General features: G+C 60.2%; 34 protein-coding genes and 1 pseudogene. 31 read left to right on the forward strand and 4 right to left on the reverse strand.

Annotated elements, in window-relative coordinates; translation table 11 throughout:
• The 31 genes and pseudogenes from tuf to sugE form a co-directional block, all read left to right on the forward strand.
• Positions 1–126 (forward strand): annotated as a pseudogene (gene tuf, locus JNB71_RS00005) (elongation factor Tu); the annotation flags it as partial.
• Between the two features lie 289 nt (positions 127–415).
• The gene (gene rpsJ, locus JNB71_RS00010; RefSeq protein WP_003507767.1) at positions 416–724 is read left to right on the forward strand and encodes a 30S ribosomal protein S10; all 309 of its coding nucleotides are present in this window, start codon (positions 416–418) and stop codon (positions 722–724) included.
• A gap of 155 nt (positions 725–879) precedes the next feature.
• A complete protein-coding gene (rplC, locus tag JNB71_RS00015; RefSeq protein ID WP_220369848.1) occupies positions 880–1,560 on the forward strand; it encodes a 50S ribosomal protein L3 in 681 nt (226 codons plus the stop codon).
• 12 nt (positions 1,561–1,572) lie between these two features.
• Entirely contained in the window at positions 1,573–2,193 is a 621-nt protein-coding gene (gene rplD / locus JNB71_RS00020) for a 50S ribosomal protein L4 (protein WP_018328284.1), read from the forward strand.
• Positions 2,190–2,483 carry a 50S ribosomal protein L23 gene (locus JNB71_RS00025; RefSeq protein WP_018328283.1) on the forward strand — a complete coding sequence of 98 codons (294 nt, stop codon included), beginning with the start codon at positions 2,190–2,192 and terminating at the stop codon, positions 2,481–2,483. Before rplD ends, JNB71_RS00025 begins: the two co-directional genes overlap by 4 nt.
• A gap of 11 nt (positions 2,484–2,494) precedes the next feature.
• Positions 2,495–3,331, forward strand: coding sequence for a 50S ribosomal protein L2 (gene rplB / locus JNB71_RS00030; protein WP_220369849.1), 837 nt, complete (start codon positions 2,495–2,497; stop codon positions 3,329–3,331).
• 15 nt (positions 3,332–3,346) lie between these two features.
• Positions 3,347–3,625 (forward strand): 30S ribosomal protein S19, encoded by a 279-nt coding sequence (gene rpsS, locus JNB71_RS00035; protein WP_018328281.1) that lies wholly within the window; start codon positions 3,347–3,349, stop codon positions 3,623–3,625.
• Between the two features lie 2 nt (positions 3,626–3,627).
• Positions 3,628–4,017, forward strand: a complete 390-nt coding sequence (rplV, locus tag JNB71_RS00040) for a 50S ribosomal protein L22 (protein WP_018328280.1) — start codon at positions 3,628–3,630, stop codon at positions 4,015–4,017.
• Positions 4,017–4,730: a 30S ribosomal protein S3 gene (rpsC, locus tag JNB71_RS00045; protein WP_220369850.1), complete on the forward strand. Its 714-nt coding sequence runs from the start codon at positions 4,017–4,019 to the stop codon at positions 4,728–4,730. The genes rplV and rpsC overlap by 1 nt, the downstream gene beginning before the upstream one ends.
• 38 nt (positions 4,731–4,768) lie before the next feature.
• Positions 4,769–5,182 carry a 50S ribosomal protein L16 gene (gene rplP / locus JNB71_RS00050; RefSeq protein ID WP_018239489.1) on the forward strand — a complete coding sequence of 138 codons (414 nt, stop codon included), beginning with the start codon at positions 4,769–4,771 and terminating at the stop codon, positions 5,180–5,182.
• Positions 5,183–5,194: 12 nt separating this feature from the next.
• Positions 5,195–5,395, forward strand: coding sequence for a 50S ribosomal protein L29 (gene rpmC, locus JNB71_RS00055; RefSeq protein WP_037133572.1), 201 nt, complete (start codon positions 5,195–5,197; stop codon positions 5,393–5,395).
• A gap of 12 nt (positions 5,396–5,407) precedes the next feature.
• On the forward strand, positions 5,408–5,644 hold the full coding sequence (gene rpsQ, locus JNB71_RS00060) for a 30S ribosomal protein S17 (RefSeq protein ID WP_018328277.1): 237 nt from the start codon (positions 5,408–5,410) through the stop codon (positions 5,642–5,644).
• A 324-nt stretch (positions 5,645–5,968) separates the two neighbouring features.
• Positions 5,969–6,337, forward strand: a complete 369-nt coding sequence (gene rplN / locus JNB71_RS00065; RefSeq protein ID WP_018328276.1) for a 50S ribosomal protein L14 — start codon at positions 5,969–5,971, stop codon at positions 6,335–6,337.
• 12 nt (positions 6,338–6,349) lie between these two features.
• Positions 6,350–6,658: a 50S ribosomal protein L24 gene (gene rplX, locus JNB71_RS00070; RefSeq protein ID WP_220369851.1), complete on the forward strand. Its 309-nt coding sequence runs from the start codon at positions 6,350–6,352 to the stop codon at positions 6,656–6,658.
• Positions 6,651–7,211: a 50S ribosomal protein L5 gene (gene rplE / locus JNB71_RS00075; RefSeq protein ID WP_220369852.1), complete on the forward strand. Its 561-nt coding sequence runs from the start codon at positions 6,651–6,653 to the stop codon at positions 7,209–7,211. The genes rplX and rplE overlap by 8 nt, the downstream gene beginning before the upstream one ends.
• A gap of 31 nt (positions 7,212–7,242) precedes the next feature.
• Positions 7,243–7,548, forward strand: a complete 306-nt coding sequence (rpsN, locus tag JNB71_RS00080) for a 30S ribosomal protein S14 (protein WP_018328273.1) — start codon at positions 7,243–7,245, stop codon at positions 7,546–7,548.
• Between the two features lie 12 nt (positions 7,549–7,560).
• Positions 7,561–7,959 carry a 30S ribosomal protein S8 gene (gene rpsH / locus JNB71_RS00085; protein ID WP_018328272.1) on the forward strand — a complete coding sequence of 133 codons (399 nt, stop codon included), beginning with the start codon at positions 7,561–7,563 and terminating at the stop codon, positions 7,957–7,959.
• A 43-nt stretch (positions 7,960–8,002) separates the two neighbouring features.
• The gene (gene rplF, locus JNB71_RS00090; protein WP_220369853.1) at positions 8,003–8,539 is read left to right on the forward strand and encodes a 50S ribosomal protein L6; all 537 of its coding nucleotides are present in this window, start codon (positions 8,003–8,005) and stop codon (positions 8,537–8,539) included.
• A gap of 12 nt (positions 8,540–8,551) precedes the next feature.
• A complete protein-coding gene (rplR, locus tag JNB71_RS00095) occupies positions 8,552–8,914 on the forward strand; it encodes a 50S ribosomal protein L18 (RefSeq protein ID WP_220369854.1) in 363 nt (120 codons plus the stop codon).
• Between the two features lie 134 nt (positions 8,915–9,048).
• Positions 9,049–9,618: a 30S ribosomal protein S5 gene (gene rpsE / locus JNB71_RS00100; RefSeq protein ID WP_018328269.1), complete on the forward strand. Its 570-nt coding sequence runs from the start codon at positions 9,049–9,051 to the stop codon at positions 9,616–9,618.
• A gap of 13 nt (positions 9,619–9,631) precedes the next feature.
• A complete protein-coding gene (rpmD, locus tag JNB71_RS00105) occupies positions 9,632–9,835 on the forward strand; it encodes a 50S ribosomal protein L30 (RefSeq protein ID WP_220369855.1) in 204 nt (67 codons plus the stop codon).
• A 13-nt stretch (positions 9,836–9,848) separates the two neighbouring features.
• Entirely contained in the window at positions 9,849–10,319 is a 471-nt protein-coding gene (gene rplO / locus JNB71_RS00110; protein ID WP_220369856.1) for a 50S ribosomal protein L15, read from the forward strand.
• A gap of 319 nt (positions 10,320–10,638) precedes the next feature.
• On the forward strand, positions 10,639–11,979 hold the full coding sequence (gene secY / locus JNB71_RS00115) for a preprotein translocase subunit SecY (protein ID WP_018328266.1): 1,341 nt from the start codon (positions 10,639–10,641) through the stop codon (positions 11,977–11,979).
• Positions 11,976–12,572, forward strand: coding sequence for an adenylate kinase (locus tag JNB71_RS00120; RefSeq protein WP_220369857.1), 597 nt, complete (start codon positions 11,976–11,978; stop codon positions 12,570–12,572). Before secY ends, JNB71_RS00120 begins: the two co-directional genes overlap by 4 nt.
• A 231-nt stretch (positions 12,573–12,803) precedes the next feature.
• Positions 12,804–13,172: a 30S ribosomal protein S13 gene (gene rpsM / locus JNB71_RS00125; protein WP_220369858.1), complete on the forward strand. Its 369-nt coding sequence runs from the start codon at positions 12,804–12,806 to the stop codon at positions 13,170–13,172.
• 232 nt (positions 13,173–13,404) lie between these two features.
• Positions 13,405–13,794, forward strand: coding sequence for a 30S ribosomal protein S11 (rpsK, locus tag JNB71_RS00130; RefSeq protein ID WP_018328263.1), 390 nt, complete (start codon positions 13,405–13,407; stop codon positions 13,792–13,794).
• 100 nt (positions 13,795–13,894) lie between these two features.
• A complete protein-coding gene (locus tag JNB71_RS00135; protein WP_018328262.1) occupies positions 13,895–14,905 on the forward strand; it encodes a DNA-directed RNA polymerase subunit alpha in 1,011 nt (336 codons plus the stop codon).
• A gap of 123 nt (positions 14,906–15,028) precedes the next feature.
• Positions 15,029–15,454, forward strand: coding sequence for a 50S ribosomal protein L17 (gene rplQ / locus JNB71_RS00140; protein WP_220369859.1), 426 nt, complete (start codon positions 15,029–15,031; stop codon positions 15,452–15,454).
• 273 nt (positions 15,455–15,727) lie between these two features.
• Positions 15,728–17,086: a DegQ family serine endoprotease gene (locus tag JNB71_RS00145; protein ID WP_223215760.1), complete on the forward strand. Its 1,359-nt coding sequence runs from the start codon at positions 15,728–15,730 to the stop codon at positions 17,084–17,086.
• A complete protein-coding gene (locus JNB71_RS00150; RefSeq protein ID WP_220369861.1) occupies positions 17,083–18,393 on the forward strand; it encodes a replication-associated recombination protein A in 1,311 nt (436 codons plus the stop codon). The genes JNB71_RS00145 and JNB71_RS00150 overlap by 4 nt, the downstream gene beginning before the upstream one ends.
• Before the next feature lie 148 nt (positions 18,394–18,541).
• Complete coding sequence (gene sugE, locus JNB71_RS00155) at positions 18,542–18,856, forward strand: quaternary ammonium compound efflux SMR transporter SugE (protein WP_220369862.1); 315 nt, start codon at positions 18,542–18,544, stop codon at positions 18,854–18,856.
• Between the two features lie 72 nt (positions 18,857–18,928).
• On the opposite strand, the gene JNB71_RS00160 is transcribed toward sugE, so the two are convergent.
• The 4 genes from JNB71_RS00160 to crcB all read right to left on the reverse strand — a co-directional run bounded on the left by JNB71_RS00160 (position 18,929) and on the right by crcB (position 21,876).
• Positions 18,929–19,714 (reverse strand): ATP12 family chaperone protein, encoded by a 786-nt coding sequence (locus JNB71_RS00160; RefSeq protein WP_220369863.1) that lies wholly within the window; start codon positions 19,712–19,714, stop codon positions 18,929–18,931.
• Positions 19,707–20,372 carry an HAD-IA family hydrolase gene (locus JNB71_RS00165; RefSeq protein ID WP_220369864.1) on the reverse strand — a complete coding sequence of 222 codons (666 nt, stop codon included), beginning with the start codon at positions 20,370–20,372 and terminating at the stop codon, positions 19,707–19,709. Before JNB71_RS00165 ends, JNB71_RS00160 begins: the two co-directional genes overlap by 8 nt.
• Positions 20,372–21,364, reverse strand: coding sequence for an RluA family pseudouridine synthase (locus JNB71_RS00170; RefSeq protein WP_220369865.1), 993 nt, complete (start codon positions 21,362–21,364; stop codon positions 20,372–20,374). Before JNB71_RS00170 ends, JNB71_RS00165 begins: the two co-directional genes overlap by 1 nt.
• 134 nt (positions 21,365–21,498) lie before the next feature.
• Entirely contained in the window at positions 21,499–21,876 is a 378-nt protein-coding gene (gene crcB, locus JNB71_RS00175; protein WP_220369866.1) for a fluoride efflux transporter CrcB, read from the reverse strand.
• Positions 21,877–21,985 lie beyond the last annotated feature (109 nt).

Here is a 21,985-nt window from a genome sequence, read left to right on the forward strand (position 1 = left end):
GGCGACAACGTCACGGTTGACGTCGAGCTGATCGTGCCGATCGCGATGGAAGAAAAGCTGCGCTTCGCCATCCGCGAAGGCGGCCGCACCGTCGGCGCCGGCATCGTCGCATCCATCGTCGAGTAATAAACTCGGTTGGAAGCGGCGCGCCATAGGCGCCGCTTCCTCGATCATTTGTTGGTCGAAGCATGCGAATAAAATCGTATGCCTCTCGAATTGACGGAAGCGCGAAAAATCGTGCTTCCGTAGGCGTTCGGTCATTGTGTCGGACGCCGATTCCGTATATGTGGCGGGTCGAATTGCAGAATCGGACAGAGAGCGATTTGCTCTTTGTGCTCTTTGAAGCATCAGCACCCGGAAACGAATAACGAACTGCCTCACCTGGGGCGTCCGCTTAACAACAAGGATAACTCGAATGAACGGCCAGAATATCCGTATCCGCCTCAAGGCGTTTGATCACCGGATTCTTGATGCCTCCACGCGGGAAATCGTTTCGACGGCCAAGCGCACAGGCGCTTCGGTTCGTGGTCCGGTGCCGCTTCCGACGCGGATTGAGAAATTTACGGTCAACCGCTCGCCCCACGTGGACAAGAAGAGCCGTGAACAGTTCGAGATGCGCACCCACAAGCGTCTCCTCGATATCGTCGATCCTACCCCGCAAACCGTTGACGCGCTGATGAAGCTCGATCTGGCTGCCGGCGTGGATGTGGAAATCAAGCTTTAAAAACAAGGAAGGTACGTGGACTTTTGTCCAACGGCTTCCAAAAACGGGCGACCCTTTGATCGGATGATCCATTTTGGATCGGATGAAAAAGGGAGACCTTAAACCAGAGATGTGAGGGAGTTTCTCCGTCACTAACTCTCAAGAGGAATGAACCAATGCGTTCAGGTGTGATTGCACAGAAAGTGGGAATGACCCGCGTCTACAACGACGCCGGGGAGCATATCCCGGTAACAGTATTGCGGATGGAGAACTGCCAGGTAGTTGCCCATCGCACGGAAGACAAGAATGGCTACACCGCAGTTCAGCTGGGTGCCGGCCAGTCCAAGGTCAAGAATACCAACAAGGCGCTGCGCGGCCAGTTTGCTGCCGCAAGCGTCGAGCCGAAGGCCAAGGTCGTTGAATTTCGCGTCTCGTCGGACAATCTGATCGACATCGGCGCCGAACTGACCGCAAGCCACTTCGTCGCGGGCCAGCTTGTCGACGTTACCGGTACATCTGCCGGTAAGGGTTTTGCCGGTGCGATGAAGCGTCATAACTTCGGCGGTCTGCGTGCAACGCACGGCGTGTCCGTATCACACCGCTCGCATGGTTCGACGGGTTCCAACCAGGATCCGGGCCGCGTCTGGAAGGGCAAGCGCATGGCTGGTCACATGGGCCAGACGCGCATCACCACCCAGAATCTGGAAGTGGTCTCCACCGATGAAGACCGCGGTCTGATCCTCGTCAAGGGCGCCGTACCCGGCTCCAAGGGCGCATGGATCGTCGTTCGCGACGCCATCAAGTCCGGCACCCCGGCTGACGCTCCGCGTCCGGCCGCCGTGCGCGCAGCCAAGTAAGGGGGCCAGATCATGGATCTCAAAGTCACCACCCTCGAGGGAAAAGAAGCCGGCCAGGTCTCCCTGTCCGACGCGATCTTCGGTCTCGAGCCTCGTGAAGATATCATTGCCCGCGTCGTTCGCTGGCAGCTCGCCAAGAAGCAGCAGGGCACGCACAAGGCCAAGGGCCGCGCGGAAGTTTCGCGCACCGGCGCCAAGATGTTCAAGCAGAAGGGTACGGGCCGTGCTCGTCACCATTCGGCGCGCGCTCCGCAGTTCCGCGGCGGTGGTAAGGCTCATGGCCCGGTTGTTCGCAGCCACGCTCATGACCTGCCGAAGAAGGTTCGCGCTCTCGGCCTGCGGCATGCGCTGTCGGCCAAGCTTCGCGCTGAAGAGCTGATCATCGTCGACAACCTGGTTGCCGCCGAAGCCAAGACGAAGACGCTGACTGGCGCATTCGCGACGCTCGGCCTGACCAATGCACTGTTCATCGGTGGCGTCGAACTCGACAGCAACTTCAAGCTCGCAGCCCAGAACATCCCGAATGTGGACGTTCTGCCGGTCCAGGGCATCAATGTTTACGATATTCTGCGCCGCGGCAAGCTCGTCTTGTCCAAGGCTGCAGTTGAAGCTCTCGAGGAGCGGTTCAAATGACTGACCTTCGCCACTATGATGTGATCGTTTCTCCTTCGATCACCGAAAAGTCGACGCTGGTTTCTGAACAGAACCAGATCATCTTCAACGTCGCCAAGGGTGCGTCGAAGCCGGAAATCAAGGCTGCCGTCGAAGCACTGTTCGGCGTCAAGGTCACGGCTGTGAACACGCTGCTCCGCAAGGGCAAGCTGAAGCGTTTCCGCGGCTTCGCCGGCCGGCAGAAGGACGTCAAGAAGGCGATCGTCACACTTGCTGACGGTCAGACCATCGACGTCTCCACCGGACTCTGAGGAATAGAACAATGGCATTGAAAAGTTTCAATCCGACGACCCCGAGCCAGCGTCAGCTGGTCATCGTCGACCGGTCCGGCCTCTGGAAGGGCAAGCCTGTCAAGGCGCTGACCGAAGGCCTGTCCTCCAAGGGCGGTCGTAACAACACCGGTCGCATCACGGTGCGCTTTCAGGGCGGCGGTCACAAGCGGACCTACCGTCTGATCGACTTCAAGCGTCGCAAGTTCGACGTCGAGGGCACGGTCGAGCGCATCGAATACGACCCGAACCGCACCGCCTTCATCGCGCTGATCAACTATGCCGATGGCGAGCAGGCCTACATCCTTGCTCCGCAGCGTCTTGCTGCCGGCGACAAGGTGATCGCTTCGGAAAAGCAGGTTGACGTGAAGCCGGGCAACACCATGCCGCTTCAGTTTATGCCCGTTGGTTCGATCGTTCACAACGTCGAGATGAAGCCGGGCAAGGGCGGCCAGATCGCCCGTTCGGCTGGCGCCTACGTCCAGCTCGTCGGTCGCGACCAGGGTATGGCGATCCTTCGCCTCAACTCCGGCGAACAGCGCCTGGTACACGGCTCGTGCCTTGCAACGGTCGGCGCTGTGTCGAACCCCGATCACGGCAACATCAACGACGGCAAGGCCGGCCGTTCGGTGTGGCGCGGCAAGCGTCCGCACGTTCGCGGCGTCGTCATGAACCCTGTTGATCATCCGCACGGCGGTGGTGAAGGCCGTACCTCGGGTGGCCGTCATCCGGTCTCCCCGTGGGGCAAGCCCACCAAGGGCAAGCGCACGCGTTCGAACAAGTCGACCGACAAGTTCATCATGCGCTCGCGTCATCAGCGTAAGAAGTAAGAGAGGAAGTCTCCAATGGCTCGTTCAGTATGGAAAGGTCCGTTTGTTGACGGCTATCTTCTCAAGAAGGCTGAGAAGGTTCGTGAAGGCGGTCGTAACGAAGTGATCAAGATGTGGAGCCGTCGCTCCACGATCTTGCCGCAGTTCGTCGGTCTGACCTTCGGCGTCTACAATGGCAGCAAGCATGTGCCGGTTTCCGTGTCCGAAGACATGGTCGGTCACAAGTTCGGTGAATTCTCTCCGACCCGGACCTATTATGGTCACGGTGCGGACAAGAAGGCAAAGAGGAAGTAATTATGGGCAAGGCAAAAGCCGAACGCCGGCTGAAGGATAATGAGGCGCAGGCAATTGCGCGCACGATCCGCGTCAGCCCCCAGAAGCTCAACCTGGTTGCGGCGATGATCCGCGGCAAGAAGGTCGACCGGGCTCTGGCCGAACTGGAATTCTCGCGCAAGCGCATCTCGGACACGGTCAAGAAGACCCTCGAGTCGGCGATCGCAAACGCAGAGAACAACCACGATCTCGACGTCGATAGCCTGATCGTCGCCGAAGCTTACGTCGGCAAGTCCATTGTCATGAAGCGTTTCCACGCTCGTGGCCGTGGCCGTGCATCGCGTATCGAAAAGCCCTTCGCGCATCTGACGATCGTTGTTCGCGAAGTCGAAGCCAAAGGGGAGGCCGCATAATGGGTCAGAAGATCAATCCAGTCGGCTTCCGCCTCGGCATCAACCGCACCTGGGACAGCCGCTGGTTCGCAGACAACGCCGAATACGGTCAGCTTCTTCATGAAGACCTGAAGATTCGCGCTTACCTGATGGAAGAACTGAAGCAGGCCGGTATCGCCAAGGTCGTCATCGAGCGTCCGCACAAGAAGTGCCGCGTCACGATCCACTCGGCTCGTCCGGGCCTGATCATCGGCAAGAAGGGCGCAGACATCGAAAAGCTCCGCAAGAAGCTTTCCGAGATGACCAACTCCGAAACGCACCTCAACATCGTTGAAGTTCGCAAGCCGGAAGTTGACTCGACGCTCGTTGCCCAGTCGATCGCCCAGCAGCTGGAACGCCGCGTTGCTTTCCGCCGTGCGATGAAGCGCGCTGTTCAGTCGGCCATGCGTCTTGGCGCCGAAGGCATCAAGATCACCTGCGCCGGCCGCCTCGGCGGTGCAGAAATCGCCCGTACCGAATGGTACCGCGAAGGCCGCGTGCCGTTGCACACGCTTCGCGCCGACATCGACTACGGTGTAGCCGAAGCCTCGACCGCTTTTGGTATCTGCGGCATCAAGGTCTGGATCTTCAAGGGCGAAATCCTCGAGCACGATCCGATGGCGTCCGAGCGTCGCGCGTCCGAGAGTGATGCACAAGGCCCGAGCAGCAGCAGCCGCCGTCGCGAAAACGCGTAACAGTCGTTCCTGGCAGCTAATATCGGAGAAGTAAAAAAATGTTGCAGCCAAAGCGTACTAAGTACCGCAAGCAGTTCAAGGGACGCATCAAGGGCGTTGCCAAGGGCGGTTCCGACCTTGCTTTCGGTGAATTCGGCCTGAAGTCTCAGGAGCCGAACCGCGTTAACGCGCGCGAGATCGAAGCGGCCCGCCGCGCGATCACCCGTCACATGAAGCGTGCCGGCCGCGTGTGGATCCGCGTATTCCCAGACGTACCGGTGACGGCAAAGCCGACCGAAGTCCGCATGGGTAAAGGTAAGGGTTCGGTCGAATACTGGGCTTGCAAGGTCAAGCCCGGCCGAATGATGTTCGAAATCGACGGCGTCAGCGAAGAACTCGCCCGCGAGGCGCTTCGCCTTGGTGCTGCGAAACTCTCTGTCAAGACGCGCTTCGTACAGCGCATTGCAGAGTAAGGAGTAAAGCCCATGAAAGCCAACGACGTTCGCGCTCTGAGCGCCGACCAGCTCAACGAAGAGCTTGCCAAGCTGAAGAAAGAGCAGTTCAACCTGCGCTTCCAGAAGGCCACCGGCCAGCTCGAAAAATCGTCGCGCATCAATGAAGTCCGCAAGGATATTGCGCGCGTGAAAACCATTGCCCGCCAGAAGGCGGCAGAAGCCAAGGCTTAAGGACCGAAGAATATGCCAAAACGCATTCTGCAGGGCACAGTCGTCAGCGACAAGAACGACAAGACCGTAGTGGTCCGCGTCGAGCGTCGCTTTGCGCACCCAATCTTCCAGAAGACCGTTCGCCGGTCGAAGAAGTACAAGGCGCATGACGAGAACAACCAGTATAAGGTCGGCGATGTCGTTTCCATCGAGGAATGCGCGCCGATTTCGAAGGACAAGACCTGGACGGTCGTTTCCGTTCAGGCCTAATTCCGATTGATTTGCGCCTGGCTCTTGCGCCGGGCGTAAAAATCTGTATGAAGCAGCGTCAGAACGCTCCGGTGTCGAGCGTTCTTTTGCTTTGAGCGCACGGAAGGTCCCGTCTGGGAAACCACCCTGGCAACGATCCATCCCGCGCGACTGTACGATTCCCTCATTCGGAATCGATTCGAAGACGAAACGTGCAGCTATTCAAAGTGCTGTAGCGTCACTGCGTGCCCGTTCGGCGCGCGGCGCTGCGGAACAAAGTTTTCATAAGCCGGAGAAGGGGGCAGTTGCCCAACCGGTCCGGTAACAACAAGAAGGCGACCTGACATGATTCAGATGCAAACAAACCTCGACGTGGCGGATAATTCCGGCGCACGTCGTGTCATGTGCATCAAGGTGCTGGGCGGCTCCAAGCGCAAATACGCTTCGGTCGGCGACATTATCGTCGTTTCGATCAAGGAAGCGATCCCGCGCGGCCGCGTCAAGAAGGGTGATGTGATGAAGGCGGTTGTCGTTCGTACCGCCAAGGACATCCGTCGTCCGGATGGCAGCGTCATCCGGTTCGATAACAACGCAGCTGTTCTTATCGACAACAAGAAAGAGCCGATCGGCACCCGTATCTTCGGACCGGTTCCGCGCGAACTCCGCGCCAAGAACCACATGAAGATCATCTCGCTGGCTCCAGAAGTACTGTAAGGAGCGATTGAGATGCAAAAGATTCGCAAGGGCGACAAGGTCGTCGTTTTGACCGGCAAGGACAAGGGGCGCTCCGGAGAGGTTCTCCAGGTGCTGCCTAAGGAAGACCGGGCTGTTGTGCGTGGCATTAACATGGTGAAGCGTCACCAGCGCCAGACCCAGAGCCAGGAAGCCGGCATCATCAACAAGGAAGCTTCGATCCACCTGTCCAACATTGCTGTTGCCGACAAGGATGGCAAGCCGACCCGCGTCGGCTTCAAGGTTGTCGAAGGCAAGAAGGTCCGTGTGGCCAAGCGTTCGGGAGAAGTGATCGATGGCTGACACCAAGAAGTATGAGCCCCGTCTGAAGACGGAATATGTTGAGCGCATCAGCAAGGCGATGCAGGAGAAGTTCTCCTACACAAACGTCATGCAGATCCCGCGCCTCGACAAGATCGTCATCAACATGGGTGTTGGTGAATCGACGGGCGACTCGAAGAAGCCTTCGGTTGCTGCGGCAGACCTCGCAGCGATCGCCGGCCAGAAACCGGTCATCACCCGTGCCCGCAACTCCATCGCCGGCTTCAAGCTGCGCGAAGGCATGCCGATCGGCGCCAAGGTTACCCTTCGCGGCGCTCGCATGTACGAATTCCTGGACCGCCTGGTGAACATCGCGCTTCCGCGTGTTCGCGACTTCCGCGGCCTGAATCCGAAGTCCTTCGATGGCCGTGGCAACTTCGCCATGGGTATCAAGGAGCACATTGTGTTCCCTGAGATCAACTACGACAAGGTTGATCAGATGTGGGGCATGGACATCATCGTTTGCACGACGGCAACGAACGACGACGAAGCGCGCGCTCTGCTCACAGAGTTCAACTTCCCGTTTCGCCAGTAAGCCGTAACGACAAGCAGAAGGATTAAGTTGAATGGCGAAGACGAGCGCAATTGAAAAGAACAATCGCCGCCGTAAGTCGGTTGCCCAGGATGCCTCCAAGCGGGCAGCCCTGAAGGCAATCATCATGAACCAGTCTCTTCCGATCGAAGATCGCTTCAAGGCGACCCTGAAGTTGGCGAGCCTCCCGCGCGACGGATCCAAGACCCGCGTTCGCAACCGTTGCGAAGTCACCGGTCGTCCGCGCGCATATTATCGCAAACTCAAGATGTCGCGTATTGCGCTTCGTGAACTTGGCAATTTCGGCAAGGTGCCGGGCATTGTTAAGTCGAGCTGGTAAGGAGACGGGCACATGGCAATGACAGATCCGCTGGGCGATATGCTCACCCGTATCCGCAACGGTGCTGCACGCCGCAAGTCGAGTGTTTCCACTCCGGCTTCCAAGCTGCGCGCACGCGTTCTGGATGTCCTTCAGGCTGAAGGCTACATCCGCGGATACTCCGAAGTCGAATTTGGTAACGGCAAGTCCGAGATCAACATCGAATTGAAATACTACGAAGGTGCGTCGGTGATCCGTGAGATCGGCCGCGTATCCAAGCCGGGCCGCCGGGTTTATGTCTCGGTCAAGTCCATTCCGCAGGTCGCGAACGGTCTCGGCATCACCATCCTTTCGACTCCGAAGGGTGTGATGGCCGATCATCAGGCACGCGAACAGAACGTTGGTGGCGAGGTTCTCTGCTCCGTATTCTAATACGGCAGCAGTGATCTCCATAACGGACAGACAGGTTTGAAATATGTCTCGTATCGGTAAAAAGCCCGTTCCGGTTCCTGCAGGTGTCACGGCCACGGTTAATGGCCAGACGGTGACTGCAAAGGGCCCGAAAGGTGAACTCTTCTTCGTTGCTAACGACGAAGTCGTCGTGAAGCTGGAAGACAACAATGCGGTGTCGGTGACCCCGGTTGACCAGTCCAAGGATGCTCGTTCGAAGTGGGGCATGTCCCGCACGATGATCGAAAACATCTTCAAGGGCGTCAAGGACGGCTACGAGCGCAAGCTCGAAATCAACGGCGTCGGCTATCGTGCGTCCATGCAGGGCAAGAACCTGCAGCTGGCGCTCGGCTTCAGCCACGACGTGATCTACAAGACGCCGGAAGGCATCACGATTGCTGTGCCGAAGCCGACGGAAATCGTCGTCACCGGCATCAACAAGCAGCAGGTCGGCCAGGTTGCCGCGGAAATCCGCGAATATCGTGGCCCCGAGCCCTACAAGGGCAAGGGCGTCAAGTATGCCGGCGAGCGGATTGTCCGCAAAGAAGGCAAGAAGAAGTAAGGATCACGCGAAATGGCTACAAGGAAAGATACACTTGTGCGCCGCGCCAGCCGCGTGCGCCGTCAAATCAAGGCAGTCGCCAATGGCCGCCTGCGCCTGTCGGTTCATCGCTCGTCGAAGAACATCTACGCACAGGTTATCGATGACGTTGCAGGCAAGACCGTTGCGTCTGCCTCCACGCTCGACACGGATCTGCGTTCGTCGTTGAAGACGGGCGCTGACACGGCAGCCGCGGCTGCCGTCGGCAAGCTCCTGGCGGAGCGCGCCTCGAAGGCCGGCATCAAGGACGTCGTCTTTGATCGTGGCGCCTACATCTATCACGGCCGCGTCAAGGCGCTCGCCGAGGCAGCTCGCGAAGGCGGCCTGAACTTCTGATGCAATTTTCCAGGCGTTACCGTCTGGACTTGAAGAGATTGCACGGATAATACCCCGTCGCTTCGGTTTACAGAAACCGAAGCGACTTTTGTCAATCTGCCGATTGCACCCGGAAAAGAAAAAGGACAAGGACAATGGCACAAGAAAAAAGAGGTTCTCGCGAAGATCGCCAGAACCGCGAGGAGCGCGACAGCGAATTCGTTGACAAGCTCGTAGCAATCAACCGCGTCGCCAAGGTGGTGAAGGGCGGCCGTCGTTTCGGCTTTGCTGCTCTCGTCGTCGTCGGCGACCAGAAGGGCCGCGTTGGCTTCGGTCATGGCAAGGCACGCGAAGTGCCGGAAGCCATCCGCAAGGCAACCGAAGCCGCCAAGCGCGAACTGATCTTCGTTCCGCTGCGCTCGGGCCGCACGCTTCATCACGACGTTCACGGCCGTCACGGCGCCGGCAAGGTTCTGCTGCGCTCCGCCAAGCCGGGTACCGGTATCATTGCCGGTGGTCCGATGCGCGCCGTTTTCGAAACGCTCGGGATGCACGACGTCGTTGCAAAGTCGACCGGTTCGTCGAACCCGTACAACATGATTCGCGCGACGTTCGATGCCCTGAAGAACCAGGCGCATCCGAAGGACGTCGCCGCACAGCGCGGCCTGAAATACGCCACGCTCCAGGCCCGTCGTGCGTCCGCCGGCGTCGCTTCCGAAGAATAAGGGAGTCTGAACAATGGCCAAGAAAGAAGTTGCAAAGAAGACGGTTACGGTCGTTCAGACCGGTAGCCCCATTCGCCGGCCTGCCGTACAGCGCGCGACGCTGATCGGTCTCGGTCTCAACAAGATGCATCGGGTCAGCACGCTGGAAGATACGCCTTCCGTTCGTGGCATGATCCGGGCCGTCCAGCACCTCGTTCGCGTCGTCGACGAGAAGTGAGGGGGATACCATCATGAAACTGAATGAAATCAAGGACAACGAAGGCTCGACCAAGAACCGCAAGCGCCTCGGCCGCGGTATCGGCTCGGGCTCCGGCAAGACTGCCGGCCGCGGTGTCAAGGGTCAGAAGGCTCGTTCGGGCGTCGCCATCAACGGCTTCGAAGGCGGCCAGATGCCAATCTACCGCCGTCTGCCGAAGCGTGGCTTCAACAACGTCTTCCGTTCGGACTTCGTTGTCGTATCGCTCGGCCGTATCCAGACCGCAATCGACGCCAAGAAGCTCGACGCCTCGAAGACCGTCGATGCTGCTGCCCTCAAGGCTGCCGGCGTCATCCGCCGCGCCAAGGACGGCATCCGCGTTCTGGCCGACGGTGAACTGAAGGCGAAGCTTTCGCTCGAAGTTGCCGGTGCTTCCAAGCCTGCGATCGAAAAGGTCGAAAAGGCCGGCGGCTCGATCAAGCTGCTTTCGGGCGCTGCCGAATAATTTGCTGTTTGATCGCCCGGTGTGCTTCACACCGGGCGATTTTGCTCCCATATGTGAGCCTCACGCCGGAGACGGATACCAATGTCGCGCCGGTTTCTGGAAGAAAAGCCACGGTGAGGCCAAGATTGCTTGACAATCCGCGTTTCAACCGGTTTAGGCTCCCTCCGTCGCTTTGTCCTGCAGGGCAGGGTGGCACCAAACTTCTAGCATTGTCTTTCTCAAAGGCACCAGCGCCTCTTAGAAAGATAATGCCAACGGATTGACCATCGCCGCAGTTGGCCGGGCTCCCGCCGCCGGAGATGGTTACGCGGAGAAATGCATGGCCTCGGCAGCGGAACAACTTGCCTCTAATCTCAATTTTTCGACGTTCGCCAAGGCGGAAGATCTGAAAAAGCGCCTCTGGTTTACCCTCGGCGCCCTTCTGGTTTACCGTCTCGGCACCTATATCCCGCTTCCCGGCCTCAATCCGGAAGCCTTTGCGCAGGCCTTCCAGGGGCAGAGCGGCGGCATCCTTGGCCTTTTCAACATGTTTTCCGGCGGCGCCGTCGAGCGTATGGCGATCTTCGCTCTCGGCATCATGCCCTATATTTCCGCCTCCATCATCGTTCAGCTTATGACCTCCGTGGTTCCTTCGCTCGAGCAGTTGAAGAAGGAAGGCGAGCAGGGCCGCAAGGTCATCAACCAGTATACCCGCTACGGTACCGTGCTGCTCGGTACGCTGCAGGCCTATGGCATCGCAGTCGGCCTCGAGAGCGGCAACGGCCTGGTCGTCGATCCGGGTTGGTTCTTCAAGGTCTCCACGGTCATCTCGCTGCTCGGCGGCACGATGTTTTTGATGTGGCTCGGCGAGCAGATCACTTCGCGCGGCATCGGCAACGGCATCTCGCTGATCATCTTCGCCGGCATCGTCGCCCATCTTCCGACGGCTCTTGCCGGAACGCTCGAACTCGGCCGCACGGGCGCGCTGTCGACGCCGCTCATTCTCGCCATCATCGTCATGGTCGTCGCTGTGATCGCGCTGATCGTCTTCGTCGAGCGCGCGCAGCGCCGGCTTTTGATCCAGTATCCGAAGCGCCAGGTCGGCAACAAGATGTTCCAGGGCGATACGTCGCACCTGCCGCTGAAGCTCAATACCTCCGGCGTCATCCCGGCGATCTTTGCCTCGTCGCTGCTGCTGCTGCCCGCAACGCTTGCAGGTTTCGCGAACACCGCCTCTCTGCCGTCCTGGGCAACAACGGTCGTTGCCGCGCTTGGCCACGGCCAGCCGCTCTACATGGTACTGTACGGCGGCATGATCGCGTTCTTCGCCTTCTTCTACACGGCGATCGTCTTCAATCCGAAGGACACGGCCGACAATCTGAAGAAGCACGGCGGCTTCATTCTCGGCATCCGTCCGGGTGAACGCACCGCCGAATACATCGACTACGTCCTTACGCGCATCACCGTGCTTGGCGCCATTTACCTGATGTTCGTCTGCATTCTGCCCGAAGTCATGATCGCGCAGACCGGTGTGCCGTTCTACCTTGGTGGTACGTCGCTTTTGATTGTTGTCAGCGTGACCCTTGATACTGTAGCACAGGTACAGGGTCACCTGATTGCTCAGCAGTATGAGGGGCTGATCAAGAAATCAAAGCTGCGTGGAGGAAAGAGGGGCCGATGAGACTGATATTTTTGGGACCGCCAGGTGCCGGCAAGGGTACTCAGGCCAAGCTTCTGACCGAGAAGTACGGTATTCCTCAGCTTTCCACAGGCGACATGCTGCGTGCCGCCGTCGCCGAGCAGAGCGACGTCGGCAAGCGCGCCAAGGCTGTCATGGATGCCGGCCAGCTTGTTTCGGACGAGATCGTCAATGAAATCGTTTCGAATCGCATCGACGCGCCGGATTGTGCGCACGGCTTCATCCTCGACGGTTATCCGCGAACCGTTCCGCAGGCGGTCGCGCTCGGCAAGATGCTCGAAGGCAAGGGGCTCCGCCTCGATGCCGTAATCGAGCTCAAGGTCGATGAAGGCGCCCTTGTGCGGCGCATGGAGAATCGCGTAGCAGAAACACTCGCCGCTGGCGGCAAGGTTCGCTCCGACGACAACCCGGAAGCGTTCAAGAAGCGCCTCGTCGAATATCGTGAAAAGACGGCGCCGCTGTCTGAGCACTATGCGGCAACGGGCGAGCTCAAGACGGTTGACGGGATGGCATCGGTTGAAACGGTGACATCGGAAATCAACAGGATACTGGCAACGGCTTCGGCCGACGCCTAAAAAGGCCCTTTCTTGAAAAAGGACGGGCGGGGAGTTGACTTTTTCAGCCGATTCCTTCAAAGACCGCGCTAACTCGCTGCATGCAAGGGATCGGCGCGGATTTCAAAACAACGAAGTCCGGGCGCGATTCTTTTGACGTGTTCCGAACACCACTTTAACAGTCGGTCTTTTTTAAGGCTGCATAACGAAGCACCTATTGCCGGATGGCAACTGGAAGCAAGGAGAACAGGCGTGGCTCGTATCGCTGGCGTCAACATCCCGACGGCAAAGCGCGTGGTAATCGCGCTCCGTTACATTCACGGGATCGGTCCGAAATTCGCACAGGAAATCGTCGAGAAGGTCGGTATCCCGGCCGAACGTCGCGTGCATCAGCTGACGGATGCTGAAGTTCTTCAGATCCGCGAAACCATCGACCGCGACTATCAGGTCGAAGGCGATCTGCGTCGCGAGACCTCGATGAACATCAAGCGCCTGATGGACCTCGGCTGCTATCGCGGCCTGCGTCATCGTCGCTCGCTGCCGGTTCGCGGTCAGCGTACGCACACCAATGCCCGCACCCGCAAGGGCCCGGCAAAGGCGATCGCAGGTAAGAAGAAGTAATTTCCCTGAAAGGGGAAGTGCAGAGGCTGGCGCCCGGCGCCGGCCTCTTTTGTGGTTTCGGAAGGGCGCTTAATGCGGCCTCCGGTGGAGCTGCTGGAATTACGGCAGTGACGATATCGCCGCGCGGTTCGGGCTCTCCGTTCGCGCATAGTGAAATTCAGGGCGGGGGTGTTCCTCTGTCCGGTGGAGCCGCTGGTGTTACGGCGGTGCAGAGATCAACGAAAGGTATACCATGGCCAAGGAAGCCACACGCGTTCGCCGTCGCGAGCGTAAAAACATTTCCACGGGCGTTGCGCACGTCAACTCGTCGTTCAACAACACGATGATCACCATCACCGACGCACAGGGCAATGCGATCGCCTGGTCGTCGGCTGGTTCGAAGGGCTTCAAGGGCTCGCGCAAGTCGACCCCGTTCGCAGCGCAGATGGCTGCTGAAGATGCGGCCAAGAAGGCCCAGGAACACGGCATGAAGACGCTGGAAGTCGAAGTTTGCGGTCCGGGTTCCGGCCGTGAATCGGCTCTGCGCGCTCTGCAGGCTGCCGGCTTCATGATCACCTCGATCCGTGACGTGACCCCGATCCCGCACAACGGCTGCCGCCCGCGCAAGAAGCGCCGCGTCTGATCAGTGACATTCATCAAGCCGGTGGAGGCCATGCTTCCTCCGGCGCTTCAAGGCTCGGTTGCCACGATTGGATGGTGGCAACGAACGGAAGGCAAGACATATGATTCAGAAAAACTGGCAGGAACTGATCAAGCCGAACAAGGTGGAGTTCTCCTCCTCCGGCCGCACCAAGGTTAGCCTTGTTGCCGAGCCGCTGGAGCGTGGCTTCGGCCTGACGCTCGGCAACGCGCTTCGCCGCGTTCTTCTGTCGTCGCTTCGCGGCGCTGCGGTAACCGCAGTGCAGATCGACGGCGTGCTGCACGAATTCTCCTCGATCCCGGGCGTTCGGGAAGACGTGACGGACATCGTGCTCAACATCAAGGAAATCGCCATCAAGATGGACGGCGATGATTCCAAGCGCATGGTCGTGCGCAAGCAGGGTCCGGGCGTTGTAACCGCCGGTGACATCCAGACGGTTGGCGATATCGAAATCCTCAACCCGAACCACGTGATCTGCACCCTCGACGAGGGCGCCGAGATCCGCATGGAATTCACCGTCAACAACGGCAAGGGCTACGTGCCGGCCGATCGCAACCGTTCGGAAGATGCGCCGATCGGCCTCATCCCGGTCGACAGCCTGTATTCGCCGGTCAAGAAAGTGTCCTACAAGGTGGAAAACACCCGCGAAGGCCAGGTTCTCGACTACGACAAGCTGTCCATGCAGATTGAAACCGATGGTTCCGTCACCGGTGAAGATGCAGTCGCTTTCGCGGCCCGCATCCTTCAGGACCAGCTCGGCGTCTTCGTCAACTTCGACGAACCGCAGAAGGAAGCCGAAGAAGAAGCCGTTACCGAACTGGCGTTCAACCCGGCGCTCCTCAAGAAGGTCGACGAACTGGAACTTTCCGTACGTTCGGCCAACTGCCTGAAGAACGACAACATCGTTTATATCGGCGATCTCATTCAGAAGACCGAGGCCGAAATGCTTCGCACTCCGAACTTTGGTCGCAAGTCGCTGAACGAAATCAAGGAAGTTCTCGCTTCCATGGGCCTGCACCTCGGCATGGAAGTGCCGGCGTGGCCTCCCGAGAACATCGAAGATCTCGCCAAGCGCTACGAAGACCAGTATTGAGCAAACAAAAGGCAGGTTAACCCTCTGCCTTTCCCCGTCAAACAGCAGGCATTGCGCCTGTATGTGCCAGGAAACGGCAGGCCCCAATAAGAGAAGGGGAACCTGCATTGAAGGAGAAAACCAATGCGTCATCGCAAGGCCGGTCGCAAGCTGGGCATGACCGCCAGCCACCGCAAGGCAATGTTCGCCAACATGGCCGCATCGCTCATCGAACATGAGCAGATCGTCACCACCCTGCCGAAGGCAAAGGAAATCCGCCCGATCGTCGAGAAGCTCGTCACGCTCGGCAAGCGCGGTGACCTGCACGCCCGCCGTCAGGCCATCTCGCAGATCCGCGACGTTGCTGTCGTGGGCAAGCTGTTCGATGCCATCGCATCCCGCTACGCCACCCGCAACGGCGGTTACCTGCGCATCATGAAGGCCGGCTTCCGCCACGGCGACAACGCGGCTCTCGCCGTCATCGAATTCGTTGACCGCGACACCTCGGCCAAGGGCGCCAAGGACATCGCTCGCGTTGCCGCCGAAGCAGAAGCTGCCGACGCTGCATAAGCTTTCCGTTTGATCGGAAGATGGGACAGCCGGGCCGAAAGCCCGGCTGTTTTGCGTTGCGCGGATCGGTGACCGTTTTTCTGTCTCCGGTCGTCTTTGCTTTTTGTCCCTGACATCCTATCTGTCTTTCCCGACAATCGATTTGGCAGGATGCCCCGCATGACCCGTTCGCCCCGTACTCTTGTCCTGTCCACCATGGCCGGGCTGGCTCTGTTTGCCGGCGCCGTGCATTTCATCGTGCCTCGTGCGGACACCTCCGACGGTGTGGAAAGGATGACGACCGGCTCGGTTGTTGCGCAGGCCGATACGCAGAAGGCGCTGCCGCAAAGTCGCACCGAAATGCAACTGTCCTTCGCGCCGCTGGTCAAGCAGACGGCGAACGCAGTGGTCAACGTCTATGCCGAAAAGACCGTCGAGCGCCGCTCACCCTTCGGCGATGATCCGTTCTTCGAGCAGTTCTTCGGCCAGCAGATGCCGAATCGCTCGGAAAAGCAGTCGTCGCTCGGCTCCGGCGTCATCGTCGGCAAGAACGGCCTGGTGGTCACCAACAATCACGTGATCGCTGACGCCGACGACATCAAGGTGGCGCTTGCCGACGGGCGGGAATTCGAGAGCACGATCATGCTGAAGGACGATCGGCTGGATCTGGCCGTCCTGAAGATCAAGTCGGACGGCCCCTTTGAAACCGTTCCCCTTGGTGATTCCGATGCTGTCGAAGTCGGCGATCTCGTTCTGGCGATCGGCAACCCCTTCGGCGTCGGCCAGACCGTTACCAGCGGCATCGTCTCGGCGCTCGCCCGCAACCAGGTCGTCTCGGGCGATTTCGGCTTCTTCATTCAGACGGACGCGGCGATCAATCCCGGCAATTCCGGCGGCGGCCTGATCAACATGAACGGCCAACTCATCGGCATCAACACCGCGATCTTTTCGCGCGGCGGCGGCTCCAACGGCGTCGGCTTTGCCATCCCTGCCAATCTCGTGAAGGTCTTCCTGGCATCGGCCGAGGGGGGCAATGGCAGCTTCACGCGCCCGTTCATTGGCGCAAGCTTCGAGCCGGTAACGTCGGAGGTCGCCGATGCGCTCGGGCTCGACAGGGCAAGGGGCGCGCTGGTCAGTTCGGTGATCGAGGGCGGGCCGGCGGAAAAGGCGGGCATCAAGCCGGGGCAGGTGATCGTGGCGGTCAATGGCATCCCCGTCGAGCATCCGGATGCATTGGGCTACCGGCTGACCACAGTCGGTATCGGCCATGATGCCAAGATCACCGTGATCGACAGCGGCAAGAGCCACGATATCGATTTGACGCTTGCCGAGGCTCCGGAAACATCGCCTCGCGACGAGCGGCTGATCGAGGGGCGCAATCCCTTGGCCGGCGCCGTCGTTGGCAATCTTTCGCCGCGCCTTGCCGATGAACTGCGCATGCCGGCATCGTCTGAGGGCGTCGTGATCACGCAGATCAATCGCGGCTCGCCGGCAGCCCGGGTGGGTTTCCAGCCAAAGGACATCATCCTCGCCGTCAATGGCACGCCGATCGACAAGTCAGCCACGCTCGAAGCCATCACGAAGGACGATCCGTCGCTGTGGCGCGTCGAGATCGAACGCGACGGCCAGCGTATTCGCCAGTTCTTCCGATGAGCGACCTGTTTTCTCCGATCGAACCGGCAGGCATGAGCGAAAAACGACCGCTGGCAGATCGGTTGCGGCCGCAAACCTTGGCCGAGGTCACCGGCCAGCAGCATCTGACGGGCGAGGACGGTGTTCTTGCGCGCATGATCGCGTCCGGCTCGCTCGGCTCGATGATCTTCTGGGGGCCGCCAGGAACGGGCAAGACGACGGTTGCCCGGCTGCTGTCGGGCGAAGCTGGGCTTGCGTTTGAACAGATATCGGCGATTTTCTCGGGCGTTGCGGATTTGAAGCGTGTGTTCGAATCGGCCCGCGCCCGCCGCATGTCCGGTCGTCAGACGCTGCTCTTCGTCGATGAGATCCATCGCTTCAACCGCGCCCAGCAGGACAGTTTCCTGCCCGTCATGGAAGACGGGACGGTCATTCTGGTCGGCGCCACGACGGAAAACCCGTCCTTCGAGCTCAATGCCGCTCTTCTGTCGCGCGCCCGTGTCCTGACGTTCAAACCGCATGACGAGGCGAGCCTTGCCGAACTCTTGGCGCGTGCCGAACAGGTGGAGGGAAAGCCCCTGCCGCTCGATGCCGATGCACGCGCCAGCCTGGTGCGCATGGCCGATGGCGACGGCCGGGCGGTGCTGACGCTCGCCGAGGAGGTCTGGCGGGCGGCGCGCAAGGATGAAGTGTTCGATGCCAACGCCGTGCAGGAGATCGTCCAGCGGCGCGCGCCGGTTTACGACAAGGGGCAGGACGGCCACTACAATCTGATCTCCGCCCTGCATAAATCGGTGCGCGGCTCGGACCCTGACGCGGCACTCTATTATCTCTGCCGGATGTTCGATGCCGGCGAGGACCCTCTCTATCTCGGGCGGCGGCTGGTGCGCATGGCGGTCGAGGATATCGGCCTTGCCGATCCGCAGGCGCTGGTGATCTGCAATGCCGCCAAGGATGCCTATGACTATCTCGGCTCGCCGGAGGGCGAACTGGCGCTGGCGCAGGCCTGCGTCTATCTCGCCACCGCGCCGAAGTCGAACGCCGTTTATACCGCTTACAAGTCAGCGATGCGCGCCGCCAAGGAGAACGGCTCGCTGCTGCCGCCGAAGCACATCCTCAATGCCCCGACCAAGTTGATGAAGGGCGAGGGCTACGGCGACGGCTATCGCTACGACCACGACGAACCGGATGCGTTTTCGGGGCAGGACTACTTCCCTGAGAAGATGGGCCGCAAGATTTTCTACGATCCGCCCGAGCGCGGCTTCGAGCGCGATATCCGCAAACGCCTCGAGTGGTGGGCAAAGCTCCGGAAGGAGCGTGGCCAGTAGGGCACACCAGCCATGCATGCCGGGCTCTTGCCAGCGTCAGGTCCGGATGGCATGGATTGCCAATGCAGACGGCTGCACGGGATCAAGCCATCGTTTGATAACCGAACATCCGCGAGGACGGCCTCGCTCCGTTGAACGGGGTTAAATCGTGGCCTGGATCATTCTTTTCCTCGCAGGACTTCTCGAAATCGGCTGGGCGATCGGCCTCAAATACACCGACGGCTTTACCAGGCTCACGCCGACGGTCTTGACCGCGACCTCCATGGTGGCAAGCGTCGTTCTGCTCGGTATTGCGGTTCGGACATTGCCGCTCGGTACGGCTTACGCCGTGTGGACAGGTGTCGGCATGGTGGGAACGGTCATTCTCGGCATCGTGCTTTTCGCAGAGCCGGCCACCGCCATGCGCCTTGGCTGCATCTCGTTGATTATCGCCGGCATCGCCGGGCTGAAGCTGACGGCCTGAAGCAGGCGCGAGCGGGCTGCGTCAAAACGGGCGCAGCCCGGTCTTTTGGGGCCATTCCGAGGTGTTCAATTTTCAGCGCAACGCGTCGAGCGTCGCGGTGGCCGCCTGCATGTCCCGCCAGCGGTTCTCGCGACGTTGGAAGGCTTCGTCATCCGTGCCCCAATGCTCGATCTGCCAGTCCTCGTCGAGATGGGCGAGTGCCCATGCTTCTTCAGCGGAAAGCCGTTTCTCGGCGAAAGCCAAGGCGAGCAGGGCGGACCCGGTGAGGGTAGTGATGGTGTGCAGGCAGGAAAGGCCGAGCGGCGTCGCATGGGCGCGCAATGCGTCGGCATAGGCGTTGATCGCCGCGCTTGGCTGCGTCTGATGCATCACGCCTTCGGCGAGGATGAAGCGCGCGCCGAGTTTTTCGGCGGCCCAGGACATCACCGGATCCCATCGTTCGGTCTGCCGCGCTACGAGCCCTTCCGGCTCGCTGGCGCGGTAGCAGAGGAGATCGGTCCCGGCAAAATTCAGAATGTCTTCGAAGACGGCACGAATATCCTTCGCGACACCGTCGATTGCGGTGTTGGCAAGCCGAGTGACGGGCATTGTCGCCGGGTCGATCACTTCCTTCTGTGCATCCCATTCGGCCGCCAGCAGTTCGGCGACGCGGGCCGTCGGCGCAGTCAACGGCTGCTTTGCCGGCGTGCGGACGGTGCGTCCGTCAAGCAGAATGGCGTAGCCGCCGTCTTCGGCAGGGCCGATCCCGACGGTCGAGTAGAATCGCTTGGGCAGCGGCTTCAGCATCTGTATCTGCGCGCGGCGCACGGGATCCGGATCGCTGAGCGCCCCTGTCAGATCGTCGCGAATATCAGCCATGATAGGTCTCCATCCAGTCCAGGATATCCATCGGAACATGGGCTATGTGGTCCGCCCCGGCCTCGATGAGTTCGCAAACCGAGGCATAGCCCCAGGAAACGCCGATCGCGGCAGCACCGGCGCTCCTGGCCATCTGCATGTCATAGATCGCGTCGCCGACCACGATCGTGTCCTTCGGGTCGATGCCGGCCTGCGAGCAGCACTCCGTCACCATCGCCGGATGTGGCTTCGACGGGCAGTCATCGGCGGTTCTGGAAACGAAGAATGTCTTTTCATAACCGTGCCTTGCGCAGATCTGATCAAGTCCGCGGCGTGACTTTCCCGTAACGGCACCCAGGATAACTGCATCGCGTGCCGAAAGCGTGGCGATGAGCGCTTCAATGCCCGGAAAAAGCGGCTCGCGAAAGTCCATCTCGGCCCGGACGCCACCATAGATCTTCTTGTAGTGCGCCGTCATGGCAAGCGCGCGATCGTCCACATGCGGCTGATGCATCAGCCGGGCGATGGCGATATCGAGCGTCAGACCGATGATGCCCTTGGTGGCGTCGAGGGAGACGCGGGCAAGGCCGAAGTCCTCGAAGGTTCGCGCCATGACCTCATGGATGAGGCCGGCGCTGTCGACGAGCGTGCCGTCGCAATCGAAAAGAACGAGCTTCATCAGTCTTCGTCTTCCTCGGCGCTTTCGAGATCGAAAGCGAACAAGTTCCAGGTCTGCATCATGTGCTGCGGCATCGGTGCGCTGACTCTCAGCCGGCCGCCGTCCGGGTGCGGAATGTCGATGTGGCGCGCATGCAGGTGCAGGCGGTTCTGCACGCCGCCCGGAAAATTCCAGTTGATGTCCGCCTCGAAATATTTCGGATCGCCCAGGATCGGATGGCCGATGTGGGCGGCGTGTACGCGCAGCTGATGTGTACGCCCGGTATAGGGCTCCATCTCGAGCCAGGCGAAGTTCTGGCCGGCCTGTTCGACGATGCGGTAGTAAGAAACGGCGTGGTCGGCGCCCTCCTCGCCGTGCTTGGCAATACGCATCCGGTCTCCGTCCGGCGTCTGTTCCTTGACGAGCCAGGTGGAGATCTTGTCTTCGCGCTTGCGCGGCACGCCCTTCACCAGCGCCCAATACGTCTTCTTGGTATCGCGCTCGCGGAACGCTGCCGTCAGCTTCTGTGCCGCGCCGCGGGTGCGGGCGATCACCAGTACGCCGGACGTATCGCGGTCGAGCCGATGCACGAGGCGCGGTTTCTCGCCCTTGGGACTGGTCCAGGCTTCCAGCATCTCGTCAATATGGCGGTTGACGCCGGAGCCGCCCTGGACGGCGATGCCCGGCGGCTTGTTGAGAACGATCACCTTGGCATCTTCATGCAGCAGCATACGCGACAGGAGTTCGTGATCGGAGGCATGGCGCAGGTCACGGCCGGCGATCGGCCCAGTCTTGGTCTTGGCATCCACATCCATCGGCGGGACGCGGATGACCTGGCCCGGCTGGATCCGCGTATCCGACTTGACGCGGCCGCCATCGACGCGGACCTGGCCGGAGCGCAGAAGCTTCTGCAGGGGACCGAAACCAAGGCCGGGATAATGGACCTTGAACCAGCGGTCGAGCCGCATGCCAGCTTCGTCGGATTCCACTTGTCTGTGTTCAATGCCCGCCATGATCGTGTTCTTACCTGCATCCAATTGCGATCGCGCCTGCCTCGACAAGGGTGCCGACCGGAAATCCGTGCGCAAACTGATATGACAGAGCAGGCCGGTCCATTGTGGACGCGCGGCGCTCTGAGACGGACGCTTTAGACCATTGCGCGCATAAGGGCCAGCCCGGCAAACACGGCGATTACCGAAAGAAGCACGCTGGCGCCGACATAAATGGCTGCTGTGACCGGCTCGCCGCGTTCGAGGAGGCCGATGGCGTCAAGCGAGAAGGCCGAGAAGGTCGTATAGCCGCCGAGAATGCCGGTGATCATGAAAACCCGCATCTCCGCCGATGCGCCGAATTTTCGTGCGATCACTTCCGCCAGAAAGCCGATCAGGAAGGATCCCGTAACATTGACCGCAAGCGTCCCCCAAGGAAAGGCCGGTCCGAAATTGCGCAGTGCCCAGAGCCCGACAAGGTAGCGGAGCACGGAACCGAAAGCGCCACCGGCGGCAACGAGGAGGATATGTGTCATGGAAAAGGCCATAGCCGAAACCGGCCGGACAGGGAAGGCGTAGTCTCGCCGGATGCGCTCTCAGCAGGAGCGGAAGCCGATTTCGGACCGGCCTGTCCCGCTTTGAGAC

It is taken from the genome of Rhizobium herbae (assembly GCF_019511375.1).
In the GTDB taxonomy this organism is placed as follows: domain Bacteria; phylum Pseudomonadota; class Alphaproteobacteria; order Rhizobiales; family Rhizobiaceae; genus Pararhizobium; species Pararhizobium herbae_A.

What these genes read in the sequence shown, in the direction of transcription:
- rplF (WP_220369853.1), top strand. Translation starts at nt 8,003, where the DNA reads ATGTCTCGTATCGGTAAAAAGCCCGTTCCGGTTCCTGCAGGTGTCACG.
- rplR (WP_220369854.1), top strand. Translation starts at nt 8,552, where the DNA reads ATGGCTACAAGGAAAGATACACTTGTGCGCCGCGCCAGCCGCGTGCGC.
- rpsS (WP_018328281.1), top strand. Translation starts at nt 3,347, where the DNA reads ATGGCTCGTTCAGTATGGAAAGGTCCGTTTGTTGACGGCTATCTTCTC.
- JNB71_RS00025 (WP_018328283.1), top strand. Translation starts at nt 2,190, where the DNA reads ATGACTGACCTTCGCCACTATGATGTGATCGTTTCTCCTTCGATCACC.
- crcB (WP_220369866.1), bottom strand. Translation starts at nt 21,876, where the DNA reads ATGACACATATCCTCCTCGTTGCCGCCGGTGGCGCTTTCGGTTCCGTG.
- rpsJ (WP_003507767.1), top strand. Translation starts at nt 416, where the DNA reads ATGAACGGCCAGAATATCCGTATCCGCCTCAAGGCGTTTGATCACCGG.
- secY (WP_018328266.1), top strand. Translation starts at nt 10,639, where the DNA reads ATGGCCTCGGCAGCGGAACAACTTGCCTCTAATCTCAATTTTTCGACG.
- rpsE (WP_018328269.1), top strand. Translation starts at nt 9,049, where the DNA reads ATGGCACAAGAAAAAAGAGGTTCTCGCGAAGATCGCCAGAACCGCGAG.
- rpmD (WP_220369855.1), top strand. Translation starts at nt 9,632, where the DNA reads ATGGCCAAGAAAGAAGTTGCAAAGAAGACGGTTACGGTCGTTCAGACC.
- rplN (WP_018328276.1), top strand. Translation starts at nt 5,969, where the DNA reads ATGATTCAGATGCAAACAAACCTCGACGTGGCGGATAATTCCGGCGCA.
- rplO (WP_220369856.1), top strand. Translation starts at nt 9,849, where the DNA reads ATGAAACTGAATGAAATCAAGGACAACGAAGGCTCGACCAAGAACCGC.
- rpsK (WP_018328263.1), top strand. Translation starts at nt 13,405, where the DNA reads ATGGCCAAGGAAGCCACACGCGTTCGCCGTCGCGAGCGTAAAAACATT.
- rpsH (WP_018328272.1), top strand. Translation starts at nt 7,561, where the DNA reads ATGGCAATGACAGATCCGCTGGGCGATATGCTCACCCGTATCCGCAAC.
- JNB71_RS00160 (WP_220369863.1), bottom strand. Translation starts at nt 19,714, where the DNA reads ATGGCTGATATTCGCGACGATCTGACAGGGGCGCTCAGCGATCCGGAT.
- JNB71_RS00170 (WP_220369865.1), bottom strand. Translation starts at nt 21,364, where the DNA reads ATGGCGGGCATTGAACACAGACAAGTGGAATCCGACGAAGCTGGCATG.
- rplQ (WP_220369859.1), top strand. Translation starts at nt 15,029, where the DNA reads ATGCGTCATCGCAAGGCCGGTCGCAAGCTGGGCATGACCGCCAGCCAC.
- rplX (WP_220369851.1), top strand. Translation starts at nt 6,350, where the DNA reads ATGCAAAAGATTCGCAAGGGCGACAAGGTCGTCGTTTTGACCGGCAAG.
- rpsQ (WP_018328277.1), top strand. Translation starts at nt 5,408, where the DNA reads ATGCCAAAACGCATTCTGCAGGGCACAGTCGTCAGCGACAAGAACGAC.
- rpmC (WP_037133572.1), top strand. Translation starts at nt 5,195, where the DNA reads ATGAAAGCCAACGACGTTCGCGCTCTGAGCGCCGACCAGCTCAACGAA.
- rplB (WP_220369849.1), top strand. Translation starts at nt 2,495, where the DNA reads ATGGCATTGAAAAGTTTCAATCCGACGACCCCGAGCCAGCGTCAGCTG.
- rplV (WP_018328280.1), top strand. Translation starts at nt 3,628, where the DNA reads ATGGGCAAGGCAAAAGCCGAACGCCGGCTGAAGGATAATGAGGCGCAG.
- JNB71_RS00150 (WP_220369861.1), top strand. Translation starts at nt 17,083, where the DNA reads ATGAGCGACCTGTTTTCTCCGATCGAACCGGCAGGCATGAGCGAAAAA.
- rplP (WP_018239489.1), top strand. Translation starts at nt 4,769, where the DNA reads ATGTTGCAGCCAAAGCGTACTAAGTACCGCAAGCAGTTCAAGGGACGC.
- JNB71_RS00165 (WP_220369864.1), bottom strand. Translation starts at nt 20,372, where the DNA reads ATGAAGCTCGTTCTTTTCGATTGCGACGGCACGCTCGTCGACAGCGCC.
- rpsN (WP_018328273.1), top strand. Translation starts at nt 7,243, where the DNA reads ATGGCGAAGACGAGCGCAATTGAAAAGAACAATCGCCGCCGTAAGTCG.
- rplE (WP_220369852.1), top strand. Translation starts at nt 6,651, where the DNA reads ATGGCTGACACCAAGAAGTATGAGCCCCGTCTGAAGACGGAATATGTT.
- rplC (WP_220369848.1), top strand. Translation starts at nt 880, where the DNA reads ATGCGTTCAGGTGTGATTGCACAGAAAGTGGGAATGACCCGCGTCTAC.
- rpsC (WP_220369850.1), top strand. Translation starts at nt 4,017, where the DNA reads ATGGGTCAGAAGATCAATCCAGTCGGCTTCCGCCTCGGCATCAACCGC.
- JNB71_RS00120 (WP_220369857.1), top strand. Translation starts at nt 11,976, where the DNA reads ATGAGACTGATATTTTTGGGACCGCCAGGTGCCGGCAAGGGTACTCAG.
- rplD (WP_018328284.1), top strand. Translation starts at nt 1,573, where the DNA reads ATGGATCTCAAAGTCACCACCCTCGAGGGAAAAGAAGCCGGCCAGGTC.
- JNB71_RS00145 (WP_223215760.1), top strand. Translation starts at nt 15,728, where the DNA reads ATGACGACCGGCTCGGTTGTTGCGCAGGCCGATACGCAGAAGGCGCTG.
- JNB71_RS00135 (WP_018328262.1), top strand. Translation starts at nt 13,895, where the DNA reads ATGATTCAGAAAAACTGGCAGGAACTGATCAAGCCGAACAAGGTGGAG.